Below are 15,300 nucleotides of genomic sequence, written 5' to 3' on the forward strand. Positions count from 1 at the left end.
CACCGACGGAAGGCACCGATGGAGTCACCCGCGATAACGATCGACGGTCTCACCAAGCGATTCGGCAGCCTGACCGCGGTCGACGACCTGTCGTTCACCGTTGCCCCCGGTCGCGTCACCGGGTTTCTCGGACCGAACGGTTCGGGCAAGACCACGACCCTGCGGATGCTCCTGGGCCTGGTCGAACCGACCGCCGGCCGGGCACTCATCGGCGACCGCCCGTTCCGGGAGATCCCGCGACCCGCCCAGCACGTCGGCGCGGCGCTCGAGGCGTCGAGCTTTCACCCCGGGCGCACCGGACTCGGGCACCTGAAGGCACTCGCCCCGCAGGTCGGGGTCCCGACGTCGCGGTGCCGGGAAGTGCTCGACTTCGTCGGACTCGCTCAGGCCGCGGACCGCCGCGTCGGTGGTTACTCGATGGGCATGCGGCAGCGCCTCGGCCTTGCCACCGCGCTGCTCGGCGATCCGCAGATCATCCTGCTCGACGAGCCGGCCAACGGTCTCGACCCCCAGGGCATCGTGTGGCTGCGCGGGCTGCTGCGGTCACTGGCCCACGAGGGTCGAACGGTCCTGGTCTCCAGCCACGTGCTCGCCGAGGTGCGGAGCACCGTCGACGACGTGGTGGTGATCGGCAACGGCAAACTGGTCCGGGCCTCCACGCTCGCCGACTTCGAGGCGCTGGCCGAGCACGCGGTCGTCGTCCGAACTCCGTCGCGCGCGTCGTTCGTCGCACTCGCCGGCGAACGCGGGTGGCACCTCGAGGACACGCACGACGGTTTCCGGGTGCCCGGCGTGAGTGCGGCCACGGTCGGGACGGCCGCCTTCACCGCGGGCATCGAACTGCACCAGCTCGCCGACGTCGGCGCCGACCTCGAGGCGGTCTTCCTGCATCTCACGAAGTCTTCGGACGCACCGACCAGTCATTTCTCCGGCGGGTCAGCCGATCCCGGCCCGAACGGGGCACCGACGTCGCCGGGGGCCGTCCGATGAGGGCCGCCCTGATCGCCGAGTACCGCAAGTTCACCTCCACGCGGATGTGGTGGGTCCTGCTCATCGCCATGGTCGCCTACCTCGGGTTCATCGGTGCGGCCCTGGCGTTCTCGATGACGACCGAGAACGCCATGCAACAACCCACGACCCTCGTCGGCGCTGATCTGGCCCGCTCGATCTACGCCCTCACCAGCCCGATCGGTTACGTGTTCGCCCTGGTGATCGGCAGCCTCGCGGTGACCGGGGAGTTCCGGCACAAGACCATCACGGCGAGCCTGCTCGTCGAACCGAGACGCGGAATCCTGTTGGTGGCCAAGCTGATCGCCGGTATCCCGATGGGTCTCCTCTACGGCGTCCTCGGCACTCTCGCGGTCGTCGCGACGGCGGCACCGATCCTCGCGACGGTCGGGGACGGCGCATTTCTCGGCGACAGCTCCACCCTCGAGGTGATCGGCCTGTCGATGCTGGTGATGGTGCTGTGGACCGCGATGGGGGTGGCGTTCGGCGCTGTGGTGTCCAACCAGGTCGCCGCGATCGTGATCCTGCTGGCCTTCACCCAGCTCGTGGAACCGATCGCACGCATCGCGCTGGCGACCTTCGACGTCACGTCGTCGGTGTCGAAGTTCCTGCCCGGGTCCGCCGCCGACGCCCTCGTCGGCTCCAGCTTCTTCGCCACGATGGGTGGTGGCAGTGACGACCTGCTCCCGCAATGGGCCGGCGCCCTCGTCATGCTCGCCTACATCGCCGCGTTCGCGGTCATCGGTCGCTACACGACGTTCCGCCGGGACATCGCCTGACGGTGCCCGCGGCGCTCACGCCGGTCGCGGGACCGCCGACGAGAGGCTCTGCCCGATCCACGACGGCACGTCTCGTGCCACCTCCGCGGCACCGTGGATCTCGACGCGGTCGGCGGCGAGCGCCAGACGCCAGTCGATGTCGCCCCGCCAGATCTCGGTGAGAGTACGCAGATCGGTCATCACGGTGGCGTCGAGTTCGTAACCGGGGTCGAAGTCGCACACCTGCGCCTCACCACCCGCGACGACCAGCCACCATGTGCTCGCCTTGCCGATGACATCGCGAAAGACGAACTGCACCATGGTGCGTCGTCGCGGCCACCGGTCGACCGGGACGGTGCGGTGCATGTCCCACATGAGCAGATGCGGGTCGAGGTCGGCGTCGCCCAGCTCGCCGATCCAGCGGATTCCCCACGCGCTCAGTGCCTCTACGACCGTGGTGAGCTCCTCGCCCATCGTCGTCAACGTGTACACCGAACGACCGCCGACAACGCTGCGGTTGATCACCCCGGCACGTTCCAGACTGCGTAGGCGCTTGGTGAGCAGAGCCGGCGACATCTTCGGCACCCCGCGTCGCAACTCGTTGAAATGCCGACTGCCCAAAAGCAGTTCGCGGACGATGAGGATCGTCCAGCGCTCGTCGAGCAACTCCATCGCCTTGGCCACCGGACAGAACTGTCCATACGATGTCATCGCAGCCTCCCCACTGCTGGTCGAGCCGGCGCCACCTCTTGCCGGTTGAGCCGGTCGGGTGAGCTACAACCACCGCTGGGTGAGCCGCAGCCGCAACCGCAACCACCGCTGGTTGAGCCGGCACCGAGCGCCAGCGAGGCGCCGAGTCGAAGCCACCCGGCGACCACCATCGATCAGGGACGCGGGAGCCCCGGATCACAGCTCGGCGTACTCGACAACCAGCGGGGCGTGATCGGACAGCCGAAGGTCCGGCGACGCCTCCTTGTCGACCACCACCGAGCGCGCCCGCCGGGCAAGCGCGGGCGAGGCGAGCTGGTGGTCGATGCGCCACCCGACGTCCTTGACGAACGACGCCCCCGCCCAGCTCCACCAGGTGAGCGGTCCGGGACGGTCACCGTGCAGGGCGCGTACGACGTCCACCAGCCGGCGCGGACCGGTGATCTCGCCGAACCAGGCGCGTTCTTCGGGAAGGAAGCCCTCCATCTTGCGGGCCGCGCGCCAGTTGGTGACGTCGTGTTCGAGGTGTGCCACGTTGAGGTCGCCGAGGAGTAGAAACTCTCGGCCGGCGCGGCGGGCGGTGAGCCGGTTGCGCGCGAGCTCACGGGTGAACCCGGCCAGAAAGCGTTGCTTGCGTGCGTATTTGGCGCCGCCGTCGGGCGCCTCGCGCATCGAGCCGGGACGCTGCAACTCGGCCGGGAGTCCACCCTTGGGCAGATAGAGACTGGCGACCGTCAGTGGACGATCGGCGAGATCGACCTCGACGTAGCGACCCTCGTGAGCGAAAGCGGACAGCCCGCGAGCCTTCGGCGGATGGGTCAGCCAGGTGCGCACCGCGGCCGGCTCATTTCTGGTGAGCACCGCGACGCCGTTACGTCCCGCGATGGAGCCGACGTCGACCGCTGCGTGGTAACCGTCGAACTCACCGACGTCGTCGATGCCACACCGCAGTTCCTGTAGTCCGACCACGTCGGGCTGTCGTCCGGCGAGCCAGGCGTCGAACCCCCGACGGCGCGCGGCGCGGATCCCGTTGACATTGAACGACGCAACGGTGAATCCACCGGTGCTCATCATCTTTCTCCTCTGGCCTCGGTGTCGCTCAGTACTCCAGGGCAGTCAGGACGGCATCGCACTGAAAGATCCGGTCGTACCGGCCAGCGGTACGCTGTCGAAGAATTTTCAGGTCCACTAACTTCGCTATCGCAGAGTTCGCTGCTTGGTACGAAACGCCGTACAACTTCGAAGCGAGGGTGGCCGTGATCATTGGGTACCCCACCAAGTCGTCAGCGATGCGCAGTGCGACACCCTTCGACCCGCGCAGTGTCAGCTGGAAGCTCTCGCGCAGGGCGAGTAGCCGATCGACTCGGGCCACAACCTCGAGAGCCTCGGCGTGAATTGCTGCAGACATAAAGCAAATCCACGTGTCCCAGTCCCCCGTCTGTGACACGCGAAGCAATCCGTCTTGATACTCAGAGCGCCTCTGCACAAGCCATGGAGACAAGTTCAGGATGGGGTATCGCAACTCGCCCGCGCACATGAGCTGCAAAGTCGCGACGAGCCGACCCAAGCGACCGTTTCCGTCGTGAAACGGGTGGAGCGTCTCAAACTGGTAGTGAGACACAGCAACACGGATGATCGTGGGCACGTCGTTGACCTCGCGTATCCACGCTTGCCACGCTTCCAAGCCATCGGTCAAACGATGGTCCGCTGGAGGCGGAACGAAGCGGGCCGAATCCACACGCCGGTTGCCGACACCTAAGAAGACCTGAGAGGTGCGCACGCTACCGGCGTGTGCACCGTCACTGGGTGTGCCTCGGAGTAGTTCAACTTGCAGGTCTTCGAGCATTCGGATGGAGATCGATCGGCCTTGACCGATCATCTCGTAAGCGCGCTCCGCTGCGGTTACGTAGTTTCGAACTTCACTGACTGAGCTGGTCATCTCGTCGTTGTCAAGGAAGTCCGCCTCGAACACGTCCGACAGAGCCGCGTAAGTCCCTTCTAGAGCCGACGTGCTGACTGCCTCGCGGCGCGTCGCCGGCCGCGCCAGCAGTGTGGGATTGGGGAGCAGCGAAGAAGCCTGATCTGCTCGGGCGAGCGCTGCGGTCGCTTCGACAACGACCGAGTACGTCGACGCCTGCAACTCGAAACCCGCAGGCAGTCTGTTGGGGACGTAGCCGAAGTACTCGTACTCCTCGTTGAACCGAGGGTCGTGACCCCTGATGGGCACTAGCTCCCCGACCGGGCTGTTTCTCAATCTCTCGAGATCCACTGGGTGATCCAACCTTGAAAACCAACGATGTGATTTCAAGGTTAACGCACTAACCTTGAAATTGGCCCCGTCAATTTCAAGGTTCGCCGCAGCCCTGGAAAGCGGGTCCGGCGAGCACCGATGCAGTGAGGTGAGGCCAACTCGCGGGCCGCATCGACGGTCGCGACAGAGACTGTTGCTCAAACACCCTGATGCAGGTCATGCCGCTGGACGATGATCTGAAGGCCGTCGTCAACGCCGCAGACCGTCAGGCATCTGCCGGCGTCGAGCAGTCAGGGCACGGGTGGCGCGGACTCGGGCGGCTGGCTGCCTGCGCAAACAAGCGCAAACAAGTAACACTTCTGGCGGAAGCGGAGGGATTTGAACCCCCGGTGGTTTTACCCACGCTCGCTTTCAAGGCGAGTGCATTCGGCCGCTCTGCCACGCTTCCCTGACGAGCAAGGTTACACACGAGCGCCGGACCGGACCTCGCCTGGCACTGCGGTGCGCTGTGACACCATCGAAGAGGTGAAAGCCATCGTCGTCGACTCAGAGAACCTGTCCCTGTCAGATGTGCCCGACCCGACTCCCGCGTCCGGCGAGGTCGTGATCGATGTGGTCGCGGCCGGCGTGAATCGCGCCGACATCCTGCAGCGGGCGGGCAACTATCCCCCGCCACCCGGTGCGTCGGACACCCTCGGACTCGAGGTCTCGGGGCGGATCTCGGCCCTCGGCGACGGAGTCAGCGGCTGGTCGGAGGGCGACGAGGTGTGCGCGCTGCTCGCCGGCGGCGGTTACGCCGAGAAGGTGTCGGTCCCGGTCGAGCAGGTCCTCGCGGTGCCCAAGGGCGTCGACCTGGTGTCCGCGGCGGCTCTGCCCGAGGTGGCGTGCACCGTGTCGTCGAACATCTTCGACACCGCGCATCTGACCACCGGCGAGCTGCTGCTCATCCACGGCGGGTCCAGCGGCATCGGCACCCACGCCACCCAGATCGCCCACGCGATGGGCGCTCGCGTCGCGGTGACCGCCCGCACGCAGGACAAGCTCGAGCGCTGCCGCGAGTTCGGCGCCGACATCCTCATCGACTACTCGAGCCAGGACTTCGCCGAGATCCTCCAGGACGCCGGCGGCGCCGACGTCATCCTCGACATCATCGGGGCGAAGTATCTGAAGTCGAACCTGAAGGCGCTGCGTACCGATGGGCGCCTCGTCATCATCGGCATGCAGGGCGGCACCACGACCGAGATCAATCTCGGACATCTACTCGCCAAACGGCTGTCGGTGATGGGTACGACGCTGCGTGCCCGACCCGTGCACGGCCCCGGCGGCAAGGCCGAGGTCGTGGCGTCGACCCTGACCCGGACCTGGCCCTTGATCGAGGCGGGCACGGTCGTACCCGTCGTCGATCGCGTGTTCCCGCTCGCCGACGCCGACGCCGCGCACGACCATCTCAACAGCGGAGACGTGGTCGGGAAGGTGCTGCTGAGCGTCGCGGGCTGAGGGGGCTCAGTCGGAAGCCGCGGGCCCTGCGGCGTCGACGGCCTCCCGGATCTTGCGGAACGCGACGCCGAGGGCGGTGAACTCCTCCGGGGTCATCGCGTCGACGACGAATTGCCGGATCACCTGATCTCGGGCGTTCACATGAATGGCGAGGGTGCGCCGACCGTGATCGGTCAGACGCACGAGTCGGTGTCGGCCGTCGGCCTTGGACTCGAACCGGTGGATGTTGCCGTCGTCGCTGAGCCGGCCGATCATGCGCGACACCGTGCTGACCCGCATGTGCACGGCGTCGGCGACCTCGCTGACGCTCAACTGCCGGTTGGTACAGACCGCTTCGAGAATGCGCAGATCGGATACCGAGAGACCGCGTTTCGCGAACTCGTCGTTGACGCGGGCGAAGAGCGCCCAGCCGCCGTCGACGAGGTTCATCCAGCTCTCGGCCTCCGCAGCGGTGAGCGACCGGGGCGGGCCCTTCTCTGGACCATCAATCGTTTTTGCCGACACAGCATGACAACATACATTGTCGTTAACCCAAACAACACCATAGTGAATTTCGGAAGAGTTGCCGGGCGCTTCAGGCCAATGAACCCAGCGTTCGCACCAGGTGATCGACCTCGTACGGCGTCGAGTACGGGGCCAGCCCGACCGTGACGGCACCGCCGAAGTCGGGTGCACCCATCCGTGCCAGTGCGCGGTTGGGAAGGTCGGCGAGTGCGCAGACACCGTTGTCGGCCAGGCGCCGGACGACCTTGTCGGCACCCACCGACTCCACGGTGAAGCTCGCCAGCGGTATCCGGTTCTCCTCGGTCCCCACCAGGTTCACATGGTTGAGCTGGGACAGCGTCGTGCCAAGGTAATAGTTGAGGCGCTGCAGATACTCGTAGACACCGTCCATCGATGTGACGAGACGCCGCCGACGCTTACCGATCCCGGCCTCGTCGAGTCCCGCGAGATGTTCCACCGACGCGACCAATCCGGCGAGCATCGCGCCCTGATGCGGTTCGGGTTCTAGCCGGGCGGGTCCGCGCGCGGACGGGTTCATGGACATCAGCTTCAGCCGGTCGATCAGGTGGGGTTCGCGGAATGCCATGGCCGCCATGCGCGGACCACCCCACCGCTCGGCCGACACGACGAGGACGTCGGCACCCAGGTCGTGGATGTCCAGGCTGATGTACGGCGCCGCGTTGGTCGCGTCGACGACCAGGAGCGCGCCGGCTTCGCGGACCAGCGGCGCGATCTCGCTGATGTCGGTGACGGCCCCGGTCGTGGACGACGCCAGGGTCACCGCGACGACCTCCGTATCGGGTGTGACGAGATCGCCGAACTGCCAGGCCGGTAGTCCGCCGGTCTCGACGTCGACCTCGGCCCAGCGAACCCGGCCGCCGTAACGATCCGCCGCGCGCAGCCACGGCACGATGTTCGGCTCGTCGTCCTGACGCGTGACGACGACGTCACCCCGCAGCCACGCATGCGGCGCGAGCGCCTCTGCCAGACCGGCCAGCAGCACGTACCGCGACGGTCCGAGCACGACACCCGCGGCGTCTCCGCCGACGAGATCGGCGATCGCGCGCCGGGCACCGTCGACCACCTCCGCGCTCGCGCGAGCCGACGGGTAGACCCCGCCCGGGGCGGCGGACAGGGAGCGGAAACTGGTGGTCACAGCGGTCGCGACCGAATCGGGGATCTGCATCCCCGCCTGCGGGTCGAGGTGGATCCAGCCGTCGCCGAGCGATGGAATCAATCCACGCACGTAGGCGACGTCGAAAGCCATGGGCACGAGGATAGTCGTCGGCCATCTGCCGTTTCGCGGTGTCCGGGCACAATGGGACGCATGGCTATCGAAGGCACTCCAGGACCCGGCCCCACCTCAGGACCGTTCGGCTCGGCCGGCGACTCCGACAACGTGATCGTCGTCGGCGCGGGCACGGATGGGCAGACGAACGGCGAGTCGTCGGAATCGACCAGCGTCGCCGACATGGTCGAGCAACCCGCCAAGGTCATGCGCATCGGCACGATGATCAAGCAGCTCCTCGAAGAGGTCCGTGCGGCTCCTCTCGACGACGCGTCGCGGAACCGCCTGCGTGAGATCCACCAATCGTCGGTGCGTGAACTCGAAGAAGGCCTCGCCCCGGAGCTGCGCGAAGAACTCGAACGTCTCGCACTCCCCTTCTCCGACGAGGGCACCCCGTCGGACGCCGAGCTCCGCATCGCCCAGGCCCAGCTCGTGGGTTGGCTCGAGGGACTCTTCCACGGCATCCAGACCGCGCTGTTCGCCCAGCAGATGGCCGCCCGCGCCCAGCTCGAGCAGATGCGTCAGGGCGCGCTTCCGCCCGGGATGCCCGCGCCCGGCGGTCCAGGTCACAGCACCGGGCAGTACCTCTGACAGCTGTGGGTCGGGTCGAGTGGCTTCGACACGGCTCCTCGACCTCGACGCGCTTCTTGGCCGCTTGCTCGCGCCGGCGGCTGCGCTCGTCGCCTGCTCAACCAGCGGGGAGCAGCAAAGGGGCCGACGGGTACGCTGACTCCTCGTGTCAGCGGTAGTAGACGACGACGCGATTCCCGCGCGTCCCGAGGGGTCCGATTCGCGCAGCTTCGCGCGCGCGGTCAAGGACCTCGGCGACGGTTTCGCAAGCCGCGAGCTGTGGTTCCATCTCGGTTGGCAGGACATCAAGCAGCGTTACCGCCGTTCGGTGCTGGGACCGCTGTGGATCGTCATCGCAACCGGTGTGACCGCCATCGCGATGAGCCTGCTCTACGGCGAGTTGTTCGGCATGGACATCAAGGTGTTCCTGCCGTACGTCGCACTCGGTTTCATCTTCTGGAACTTCATCTCGAGCTCGATCCTCGAGGGTGCGGAAGTCTTCTCGAAGAACGAGGGCCTGATCAAGCAGCTCCCGGCCCCGGTGAGCGTGCACGTCTACCGGGTCGTGTGGCGAGCGCTGATCATCTTCGCCCACAACGTCGTCATCATCGTCATCCTGTTCCTGATCTTTCCGCCGCCGCTCAAATGGACGGTGACGCTGATCGTCCCCGCGCTGGTGCTCTACGTGCTGAACTCGATCTGGGTGACCATCGTCTTCGGTATCTTGTCGACGCGGTTCCGCGACATCGGCCAACTCCTGACCACCGTGGTGCAGCTGGTGTTCTTCATGACGCCGATCATCTGGACCACCCAGAGCCTGGGCAATTCGACGGGCGAGACGTCGTCGCGGCTGAAGCTCGTCGAGCTGAACCCGATGTTCCATTACCTGGAGATCGCACGTGGGCCGCTGCTGGGTGAGCCGGTGGAGTTCTATCACTGGGCCGTCGTCCTGGGCTGCACCGCCGTCGGCTGGGTGCTGGCGATGCTGGTGATGCGCAACTACCGGGCCCGCGTGGCGTACTGGGTGTAGGGACGGAATCGAGATGGCCAAGAACATCAACCCCGTCGACGATCGGGTCCGGGTCGACACGTGGGATGCGTGCGTCGACTTCCCCATCTTCGACGCCAAGACGCGCTCGCTGAAAAAGTCGGTCATCGGCGCCGCCGGCGGCGTGATCGGTTCCACCGAGTCGAACGTGGTGGTCGTCGAGGCGCTCAAGGACATCAACCTGCATCTGAAGCACGGCGACCGGGTCGGCCTGGTCGGACACAACGGCGCAGGCAAGTCGACGCTGCTGCGCCTGCTCTCCGGCATCTACGAACCCACCCGCGGCGCGTGCCGGGTGCACGGCCGCGTCGCACCCGTCTTCGACCTCGGCGTCGGCATGGACCCGGAGATCTCCGGCTACGAGAACATCATCATCCGCGGCATGTTCCTGGGCATGACGCGCAAGGAGATGCTCAAGAAGATCGACGACATCGCGGAGTTCACCGAGCTCGGCGACTACCTGCAGATGCCGCTGCGCACCTACTCCACCGGTATGCGGGTGCGCATCGCACTCGGCGTGGTGACCTCCATCGACCCGGAGATCCTCATCCTCGACGAGGGCATCGGCGCCGTCGACGCCGACTTCATGCGCAAGGCGCGGGGTCGGCTCCAGGCGCTCGTCGAGCGGTCGGGAATCCTGGTGTTCGCCAGCCATTCCAATGAGTTCCTGGCCCAGTTGTGCGACCGCGCCCTGTGGATCGATCACGGACAGGTCCGCATGGAAGGCGGCATCGAAGAGGTCGTCGGCGCGTATGAGGGACCCGACGCCGCGGCGCATGTCCGGAAAGTGATCGCCGACCTCGAGAGGTCCGACGCGCAGGGGAAGCCGGAGTGACCGACGCCGGTGCCGGCCAGAAGGTGATCGCAGTGGTGGTCACCCACCGTCGCGTTGAGTTGCTGGCGGAGTCACTTGCCGTGGTGTCCGGACAGGATCGGCCCGTCGACCACTTGATCGTCGTCGACAACGCCGACGAACCCGAAGTCGCCGAACTCGTTGCGGCGCAGCCCGTTCCGACGACGTACCTGGGATCGGAGCGCAATCTCGGCGGTGCCGGCGGCTTCGCCCTCGGCATGCTGCACGCGCTCGCCCTCGGCGCCGACTGGGTCTGGTGCGCCGACGACGACGGCCGACCCGACGGTCCGACGGTCCTCTCGACGCTGCTCGACTGCGCCGCACGGCATGATCTCGACGAGGTGTCACCGGTGGTCGCCAACCTCGACGACCCGGACACGCTCGCCTTCCCGCTGCGACGCGGACTCGTGTGGCGCCGTAAGCGGTCCGAGCTTTTTGCCGACGGTGAAACCCAGGACGACGATCTGCTGCCCGGCATCGCGTCGCTGTTCAACGGCGCTCTGTTCTCCGCACGGTGCCTCGAGCAGGTGGGCGTGCCGGACCTGCGATTGTTCTTCCGCGGCGACGAGGTGGAGGTGCACCGTCGGTTGGTTCGCTCGGGCGTGCGGTTCGGTACCTGCCTGCGCGCGGGATACCTCCACCCCGACGGCTCGGCGGAATTCCGACCGATCCTGGGCGGTCGCATGCACACCCAGTACCCCGACAACGACACCAAGCGGTTCTTCACCTACCGCAACCGCGGTTACCTGATGAGCCAGCCCGGACTCCGCAGGCTGCTGCCCCAGGAGTACGCCCGGTTCGGCTGGTTCTTCCTTGTGCAGCAACGTGATCCGAAGGGCTTCGCCGAGTGGGTGCGTCTTCGCGGCCTCGGTCGCCGAGAGCGGTTCACGCGGCCCTGAGGGCTTGCTCCTGCTCCACTCCCTGAGGTTGCACTCCTCTCACCTCAGGGAGCACCATGCCGCGGGGTCATCCCCAACGCTGAAACAGCCCCCAGCGCAGCGATTCCCGCGAGAACCCACCACGCGGTCACGAACGACTGGTGCACGTCTGTGTACACGACCGACGTACCGATGATCGCGACCAGCAGGCTGACGCCGAGGGACATGCCGATCTGGCGACTCATGTTCACCACCGCGCTCCCCGTCGCCGCCTGATCAGCGGGTAGGTCGGCGGTCGCCGACGACAGGATCGACGGCAACGCGAATCCCACTCCCACGCCACCGATCAGCCACCCCGGCAGGATCTCCGATGCGAAATCGGGTGTGGCGTCGACCGACAGGGCGACGAGCACGATGCCGAGCCCGAACAATGCGCACCCGATTGCGACGAGCACACCGACCGGCACGCGTGCGCTGAGACGATGGGACACGGCCGCGAAGATCGGGACCATCAGCGGTCCGGTTGACACCGCGAGACCCGTCACGATCGGCGAGAAGCCCCAGACCCGCTGCAACCACAGGATGTTCGCGAGAAGTGCGCCGGCGAAAGGGATGGAGAACAGCAGCATCGTCACGTTCGCCACCGAGAAGGCCCGGATCCGCAGCAGTGCGAGCGAGATCACCGGTTCGGGATGACGCGCCGAACTGAGGACGAAGCCGACTAGGGCGGCCCCGGCGACGATCCACGCACCGGTGATCCGCGGGTCCGTCCAACCCCACTCACTCCCCTGGACCAGACCGAGTGTCAAGGCCCCCACCGAGACGACCAGGAGGAGCGCGCCCAACGCGTCGGGAAAGCCACTGGCCGAGACGTTTTGGGGGCGGGACAGTACGATCGCCCCGGCGACGATCGCCGCCACGCCGACGGGCACGTTGACCAGGAAAACCCAACGCCACGACGCCTCGACGAGAAGACCACCGACGGCCGGTCCGAAGGCCGCGGCCACGGCGCCGGTGGCCGCCCAGATGCGCACCGACCGGGCCCGACGTTCCGGCGGCAACGTCGCCACGACCAGACCCAGACTCGCCGGGGTCAGAATCGCCGCGCCGAGTGCCTGCAGTGCGCGGAATGCCACCAGCCACCAGACGCCCTGCGCCGCGGCACATGCCGCACTCGCCGCGGTGAAGATCGCGAGACCGAGCAGGAAGCCGCCCTTGCGGCCGTACCGATCGACGATCCGGCCCGCCGGAACAAGGAGCGCCGCATACAGGATGGCGTACGCGTTGAGGATCCAGGACATCTGGGACAGGGTCGCGCCGGCGAAGTCGGCGCCGATGTCGTCGAAGGCGACGTTGACGATGAAGACGTCGAGACTGGCCATGAACGCTGCCCCGGACAGGATCAGCAGAACGAGGCCGGGCCGCGCAACAGTCGGCGCCGGCGCTGCCGGGCCGCTTCGAGTGACCGTCATCGGACCGGCCATCCGAGAACCCGGCGACTCTGGCGCGCGGAGGCGAGGAGCCGGCCGCCGCGGTCGCGCAGCGTGGTGTCGTCGACCGACCAGCCGCCGGACGTCGAGGTGTTACGCGTATGGACGAGAATCGGCGCCGGAGTGGCGTCGTCCAGCGGCGCCGTCACATGCATGGAGAAGGCCACCGTCGGAAGGCAAGCGGCGCAGTCAGAATCGGGAAGACGGCGGGCGGTAGGCAATCCGCCAGCAGGGCCAGGTAACCGGCGTCGACGGCCATCGGGGTTCGGGTGGTGATCCATGCCCGCATCCAGGCCTCGTCGGCTCCGGTGAGCGCGAGCGGACCGTCGACCGGTCGCACATCGAGCTGCGCGCCCATCGGCACGATCTCCGGGGGAATCATGAAGGGGTCGAGCCCTTCCGGGCCGGGAACGCCCGCGACCCGGTCGATGACATCGGTGGGTGCGCGTTCCCCGACCCGCCCGGTCGTGACTGATGCCGACGCGATGTCGACACCCGCCTGGGTGACCGTGACGTCGACGACCCTCGTGTACCGACCGACCTCCCGAACCGACGGCGTCAGGAGCAACTCCCCGCCGTCCGGCTTGCCGACAAACCGCAGATCGAGAGCGCGCACCGATACGTCGGGCGCCGCATCGGCACCGACCCGGACGGCCAACGCCGCGATCGCACCGCCGTGCGGACCCGACCTCCCCCACCAGGAGGGGTCGATGGTCGCCGACCAACGGCCATCGCCGGTCGGGGTCGCTCCGAAACTGTCCGACAATCCGTCGTCGACAGGGCTGTGCCTGCTGAGTTGCTTCACGCAACTCATGCAAGCAGGTTGAGTTGCGTCACGCAACCCACTACTCTGGATTTCATGCGCCGCGCCTCGTTCGCCGAGATGAACTGCTCGATCGCCCAGACATTGGAGGTCGTCGGTGAATGGTGGACGCTGCTCATCGTTCGGGACGCGATGTTCGGCGTGAAGCGTTTCGACGAGTTCTCGTCGCGGCTCGGCATCGCGCGCAACGTGTTGACCCAGCGACTGGACACCCTCGTCGAACACGAGATCCTGGCGAAGGAGCCGTACCAGGACAACCCGGTGCGCTACGACTACCGCCTCACCGAGAAGGGCCGGGACCTCTGGACGGTTCTGGCCGCGTTACGTCAGTGGGGTGACCGGTGGACCGCCGAGGACGGCGCACCAGTGGTGTCGACACACTCCTGCGGTCAGACGATGACGGTCGAGCCGACATGCTCGGCATGCGGCGAGCGAATCGGCACCGGCGAACTACGGGTACACCCGGGCCCCGGCGCGACTACGGACAATCCCCTCGCGGGGCTTCGCTGACCCTGGGCCGACACAGCCAACAATTGCCATCCCCCTGCGCGCTGGAGACCTGCGACGATGACGAAGTCCATGTCGAATAACTAGAACGTGTTCTACTGTGGACGGAGTTTCACTGCCGTCCCGAGGAGCATGATGCGGTTCACGTATGCCGAGGCCATGACCGATCCGTCGTACTACGCGTCGCTCGCGCAGGCCGCCGAAGCCGCGGGGTACGCCGGCTTCACCATTCCCGACTCGCTGGCCTATCCGGAGGAATCGGACGCGAAGTATCCGTACACCCCCGACGGCAATCGCGAGTTCCTCGACGGCAAGGCGTTCATCGAGACCTTCATCCAGGCCGCGGCGCTCGGCGCGGTCACCTCGACCATCCGCTTCACCCCGTTCGTGGTGAAGCTGCCGGTCCGCCCGCCCGCGCTGGTCGCCAAGCAGGCCAGCTCGGTGGCGTACCTGACGAACAACCGCTTCGCGATGGGCGTCGGCACGAGTCCGTGGCCCGAGGACTACGACTTCATGGGCGTGGACTTCAAGCGCCGCGGCAAGCGGATGGACGAGTGCATGGACATCATCCGCGGCCTGACCACCGGCGAGTACTTCGAGTTCCACGGCGAGTTCTACGACATCCCCAAGATCAAGATGACGCCCGCGCCCACCGAACCAATCCCGCTACTCGTGGGCGGCCACGCCGACGCCGCGCTGCGTCGTGCGGTCATCCGCGGTGACGGCTGGATGCACGGTGGCGGTCCGCCCGAGGAGCTCGAGACGCTGCTGGACCGGATCAACGAGATCCGCAAGGCCGAGGGAAAGACCAACGATCCGTTCGAGATCCACGTGATCTCCATGGACGCCTACACCGTCGACGGATGTAAGCGGCTGGAAGACAAGGGGATCACCGACGTGATCGTCGGTTTCCGGCTGCCGTATGTCATGGGCGACGACACCGAGCCGCTGCAGACCAAGATCGACCATCTGAACTGGTACGCCGACAACGTGATCGCGAAGGTCAACAGCTGATCCTGTCCTCCTGCCGCAATTTCTCCGTCCGCGGAGGTATGGCACGGTTGCACCACCTGTACCGCTGGGGCACACTGCACAGCAGGGCGCCTCACGCATGCCG

General features: G+C 66.8%; 15 protein-coding genes, 1 tRNA gene and 1 pseudogene. 9 read left to right on the forward strand and 8 right to left on the reverse strand.

Features of this window, described 5'->3' with window-relative positions; all coding sequences use genetic code 11:
- Positions 1–18 precede the first annotated feature (18 nt).
- Positions 19–990 (forward strand): ABC transporter ATP-binding protein, encoded by a 972-nt coding sequence (locus B1818_RS02500; protein ID WP_058250976.1) that lies wholly within the window; start codon positions 19–21, stop codon positions 988–990.
- Complete coding sequence (locus B1818_RS02505) at positions 987–1,787, forward strand: ABC transporter permease subunit (RefSeq protein WP_058250975.1); 801 nt, start codon at positions 987–989, stop codon at positions 1,785–1,787. The genes B1818_RS02500 and B1818_RS02505 overlap by 4 nt, the downstream gene beginning before the upstream one ends.
- A gap of 15 nt (positions 1,788–1,802) precedes the next feature.
- On the opposite strand, the gene B1818_RS02510 is transcribed toward B1818_RS02505, so the two are convergent.
- The 4 genes from B1818_RS02510 to B1818_RS02525 all read right to left on the reverse strand — a co-directional run bounded on the left by B1818_RS02510 (position 1,803) and on the right by B1818_RS02525 (position 5,173).
- Positions 1,803–2,477 carry a helix-turn-helix domain-containing protein gene (locus B1818_RS02510; RefSeq protein WP_078111848.1) on the reverse strand — a complete coding sequence of 225 codons (675 nt, stop codon included), beginning with the start codon at positions 2,475–2,477 and terminating at the stop codon, positions 1,803–1,805.
- 195 nt (positions 2,478–2,672) lie between these two features.
- Positions 2,673–3,545 (reverse strand): exodeoxyribonuclease III, encoded by an 873-nt coding sequence (locus B1818_RS02515; RefSeq protein WP_058251135.1) that lies wholly within the window; start codon positions 3,543–3,545, stop codon positions 2,673–2,675.
- A 28-nt stretch (positions 3,546–3,573) separates the two neighbouring features.
- Positions 3,574–4,743 carry a Fic family protein gene (locus B1818_RS02520; RefSeq protein WP_058250973.1) on the reverse strand — a complete coding sequence of 390 codons (1,170 nt, stop codon included), beginning with the start codon at positions 4,741–4,743 and terminating at the stop codon, positions 3,574–3,576.
- A 342-nt stretch (positions 4,744–5,085) separates the two neighbouring features.
- Positions 5,086–5,173: transfer RNA gene (locus B1818_RS02525), tRNA-Ser, on the reverse strand.
- 77 nt (positions 5,174–5,250) lie between these two features.
- Between B1818_RS02525 and B1818_RS02530 the strand changes: the two genes are divergently transcribed.
- The gene (locus tag B1818_RS02530) at positions 5,251–6,222 is read left to right on the forward strand and encodes an NAD(P)H-quinone oxidoreductase (RefSeq protein ID WP_058251134.1); all 972 of its coding nucleotides are present in this window, start codon (positions 5,251–5,253) and stop codon (positions 6,220–6,222) included.
- 6 nt (positions 6,223–6,228) lie between these two features.
- Here B1818_RS02530 and B1818_RS02535 read toward each other — a convergent pair whose 3' ends face one another.
- A complete protein-coding gene (locus B1818_RS02535; protein WP_058250972.1) occupies positions 6,229–6,651 on the reverse strand; it encodes a MarR family winged helix-turn-helix transcriptional regulator in 423 nt (140 codons plus the stop codon).
- A 145-nt stretch (positions 6,652–6,796) separates the two neighbouring features.
- Positions 6,797–7,993 (reverse strand): cysteine desulfurase-like protein, encoded by a 1,197-nt coding sequence (locus B1818_RS02540; protein ID WP_058250971.1) that lies wholly within the window; start codon positions 7,991–7,993, stop codon positions 6,797–6,799.
- Between the two features lie 60 nt (positions 7,994–8,053).
- On the opposite strand from B1818_RS02540, the gene B1818_RS02545 reads away from it, so the two are divergent.
- The 4 genes from B1818_RS02545 to B1818_RS02560 all read left to right on the forward strand — a co-directional run bounded on the left by B1818_RS02545 (position 8,054) and on the right by B1818_RS02560 (position 11,384).
- On the forward strand, positions 8,054–8,605 hold the full coding sequence (locus B1818_RS02545) for a bacterial proteasome activator family protein (protein WP_058251133.1): 552 nt from the start codon (positions 8,054–8,056) through the stop codon (positions 8,603–8,605).
- 145 nt (positions 8,606–8,750) lie between these two features.
- Positions 8,751–9,614, forward strand: coding sequence for an ABC transporter permease (locus B1818_RS02550; RefSeq protein WP_058250970.1), 864 nt, complete (start codon positions 8,751–8,753; stop codon positions 9,612–9,614).
- A 13-nt stretch (positions 9,615–9,627) separates the two neighbouring features.
- Positions 9,628–10,467 carry an ABC transporter ATP-binding protein gene (locus tag B1818_RS02555; protein ID WP_058250969.1) on the forward strand — a complete coding sequence of 280 codons (840 nt, stop codon included), beginning with the start codon at positions 9,628–9,630 and terminating at the stop codon, positions 10,465–10,467.
- Complete coding sequence (locus tag B1818_RS02560; protein WP_058250968.1) at positions 10,464–11,384, forward strand: glycosyltransferase; 921 nt, start codon at positions 10,464–10,466, stop codon at positions 11,382–11,384. The genes B1818_RS02555 and B1818_RS02560 overlap by 4 nt, the downstream gene beginning before the upstream one ends.
- 44 nt (positions 11,385–11,428) lie before the next feature.
- Here B1818_RS02560 and B1818_RS02565 read toward each other — a convergent pair whose 3' ends face one another.
- Together B1818_RS02565 and B1818_RS02570 are read right to left on the reverse strand one after the other, a co-directional pair.
- Entirely contained in the window at positions 11,429–12,847 is a 1,419-nt protein-coding gene (locus tag B1818_RS02565; RefSeq protein ID WP_078111849.1) for a DHA2 family efflux MFS transporter permease subunit, read from the reverse strand.
- Positions 12,832–13,658 (reverse strand): annotated as a pseudogene (locus B1818_RS02570) (acyl-CoA thioesterase). The gene B1818_RS02565 and the pseudogene B1818_RS02570 overlap by 16 nt, the downstream one beginning before the upstream one ends.
- A 54-nt stretch (positions 13,659–13,712) precedes the next feature.
- On the opposite strand from B1818_RS02570, the gene B1818_RS02575 reads away from it, so the two are divergent.
- Both B1818_RS02575 and B1818_RS02580 read left to right on the forward strand, forming a co-directional pair.
- Complete coding sequence (locus B1818_RS02575) at positions 13,713–14,186, forward strand: helix-turn-helix domain-containing protein (RefSeq protein ID WP_058250967.1); 474 nt, start codon at positions 13,713–13,715, stop codon at positions 14,184–14,186.
- A gap of 132 nt (positions 14,187–14,318) precedes the next feature.
- Positions 14,319–15,197: a TIGR03619 family F420-dependent LLM class oxidoreductase gene (locus B1818_RS02580; protein WP_078111980.1), complete on the forward strand. Its 879-nt coding sequence runs from the start codon at positions 14,319–14,321 to the stop codon at positions 15,195–15,197.
- The last annotated feature ends 103 nt before the right edge of the window (positions 15,198–15,300 follow it).

Origin of the sequence: Gordonia sp. IITR100, assembly GCF_002009645.1 — a bacterium.
Lineage (GTDB): Bacteria > Actinomycetota > Actinomycetes > Mycobacteriales > Mycobacteriaceae > Gordonia > Gordonia hongkongensis.

Bases quoted from the DNA above. Each gene is read 5' to 3' on its own strand.
- B1818_RS02500 (WP_058250976.1), top strand. From the start codon at position 19: ATGGAGTCACCCGCGATAACGATCGACGGTCTCACCAAGCGATTCGGC.
- B1818_RS02505 (WP_058250975.1), top strand. From the start codon at position 987: ATGAGGGCCGCCCTGATCGCCGAGTACCGCAAGTTCACCTCCACGCGG.
- B1818_RS02510 (WP_078111848.1), bottom strand. From the start codon at position 2,477: ATGACATCGTATGGACAGTTCTGTCCGGTGGCCAAGGCGATGGAGTTG.
- B1818_RS02515 (WP_058251135.1), bottom strand. From the start codon at position 3,545: ATGAGCACCGGTGGATTCACCGTTGCGTCGTTCAATGTCAACGGGATC.
- B1818_RS02535 (WP_058250972.1), bottom strand. From the start codon at position 6,651: ATGAACCTCGTCGACGGCGGCTGGGCGCTCTTCGCCCGCGTCAACGAC.
- B1818_RS02540 (WP_058250971.1), bottom strand. From the start codon at position 7,993: ATGGCTTTCGACGTCGCCTACGTGCGTGGATTGATTCCATCGCTCGGC.
- B1818_RS02545 (WP_058251133.1), top strand. From the start codon at position 8,054: ATGGCTATCGAAGGCACTCCAGGACCCGGCCCCACCTCAGGACCGTTC.
- B1818_RS02555 (WP_058250969.1), top strand. From the start codon at position 9,628: ATGGCCAAGAACATCAACCCCGTCGACGATCGGGTCCGGGTCGACACG.
- B1818_RS02565 (WP_078111849.1), bottom strand. From the start codon at position 12,847: ATGGCCGGTCCGATGACGGTCACTCGAAGCGGCCCGGCAGCGCCGGCG.
- B1818_RS02575 (WP_058250967.1), top strand. From the start codon at position 13,713: ATGCGCCGCGCCTCGTTCGCCGAGATGAACTGCTCGATCGCCCAGACA.
- B1818_RS02580 (WP_078111980.1), top strand. From the start codon at position 14,319: ATGCGGTTCACGTATGCCGAGGCCATGACCGATCCGTCGTACTACGCG.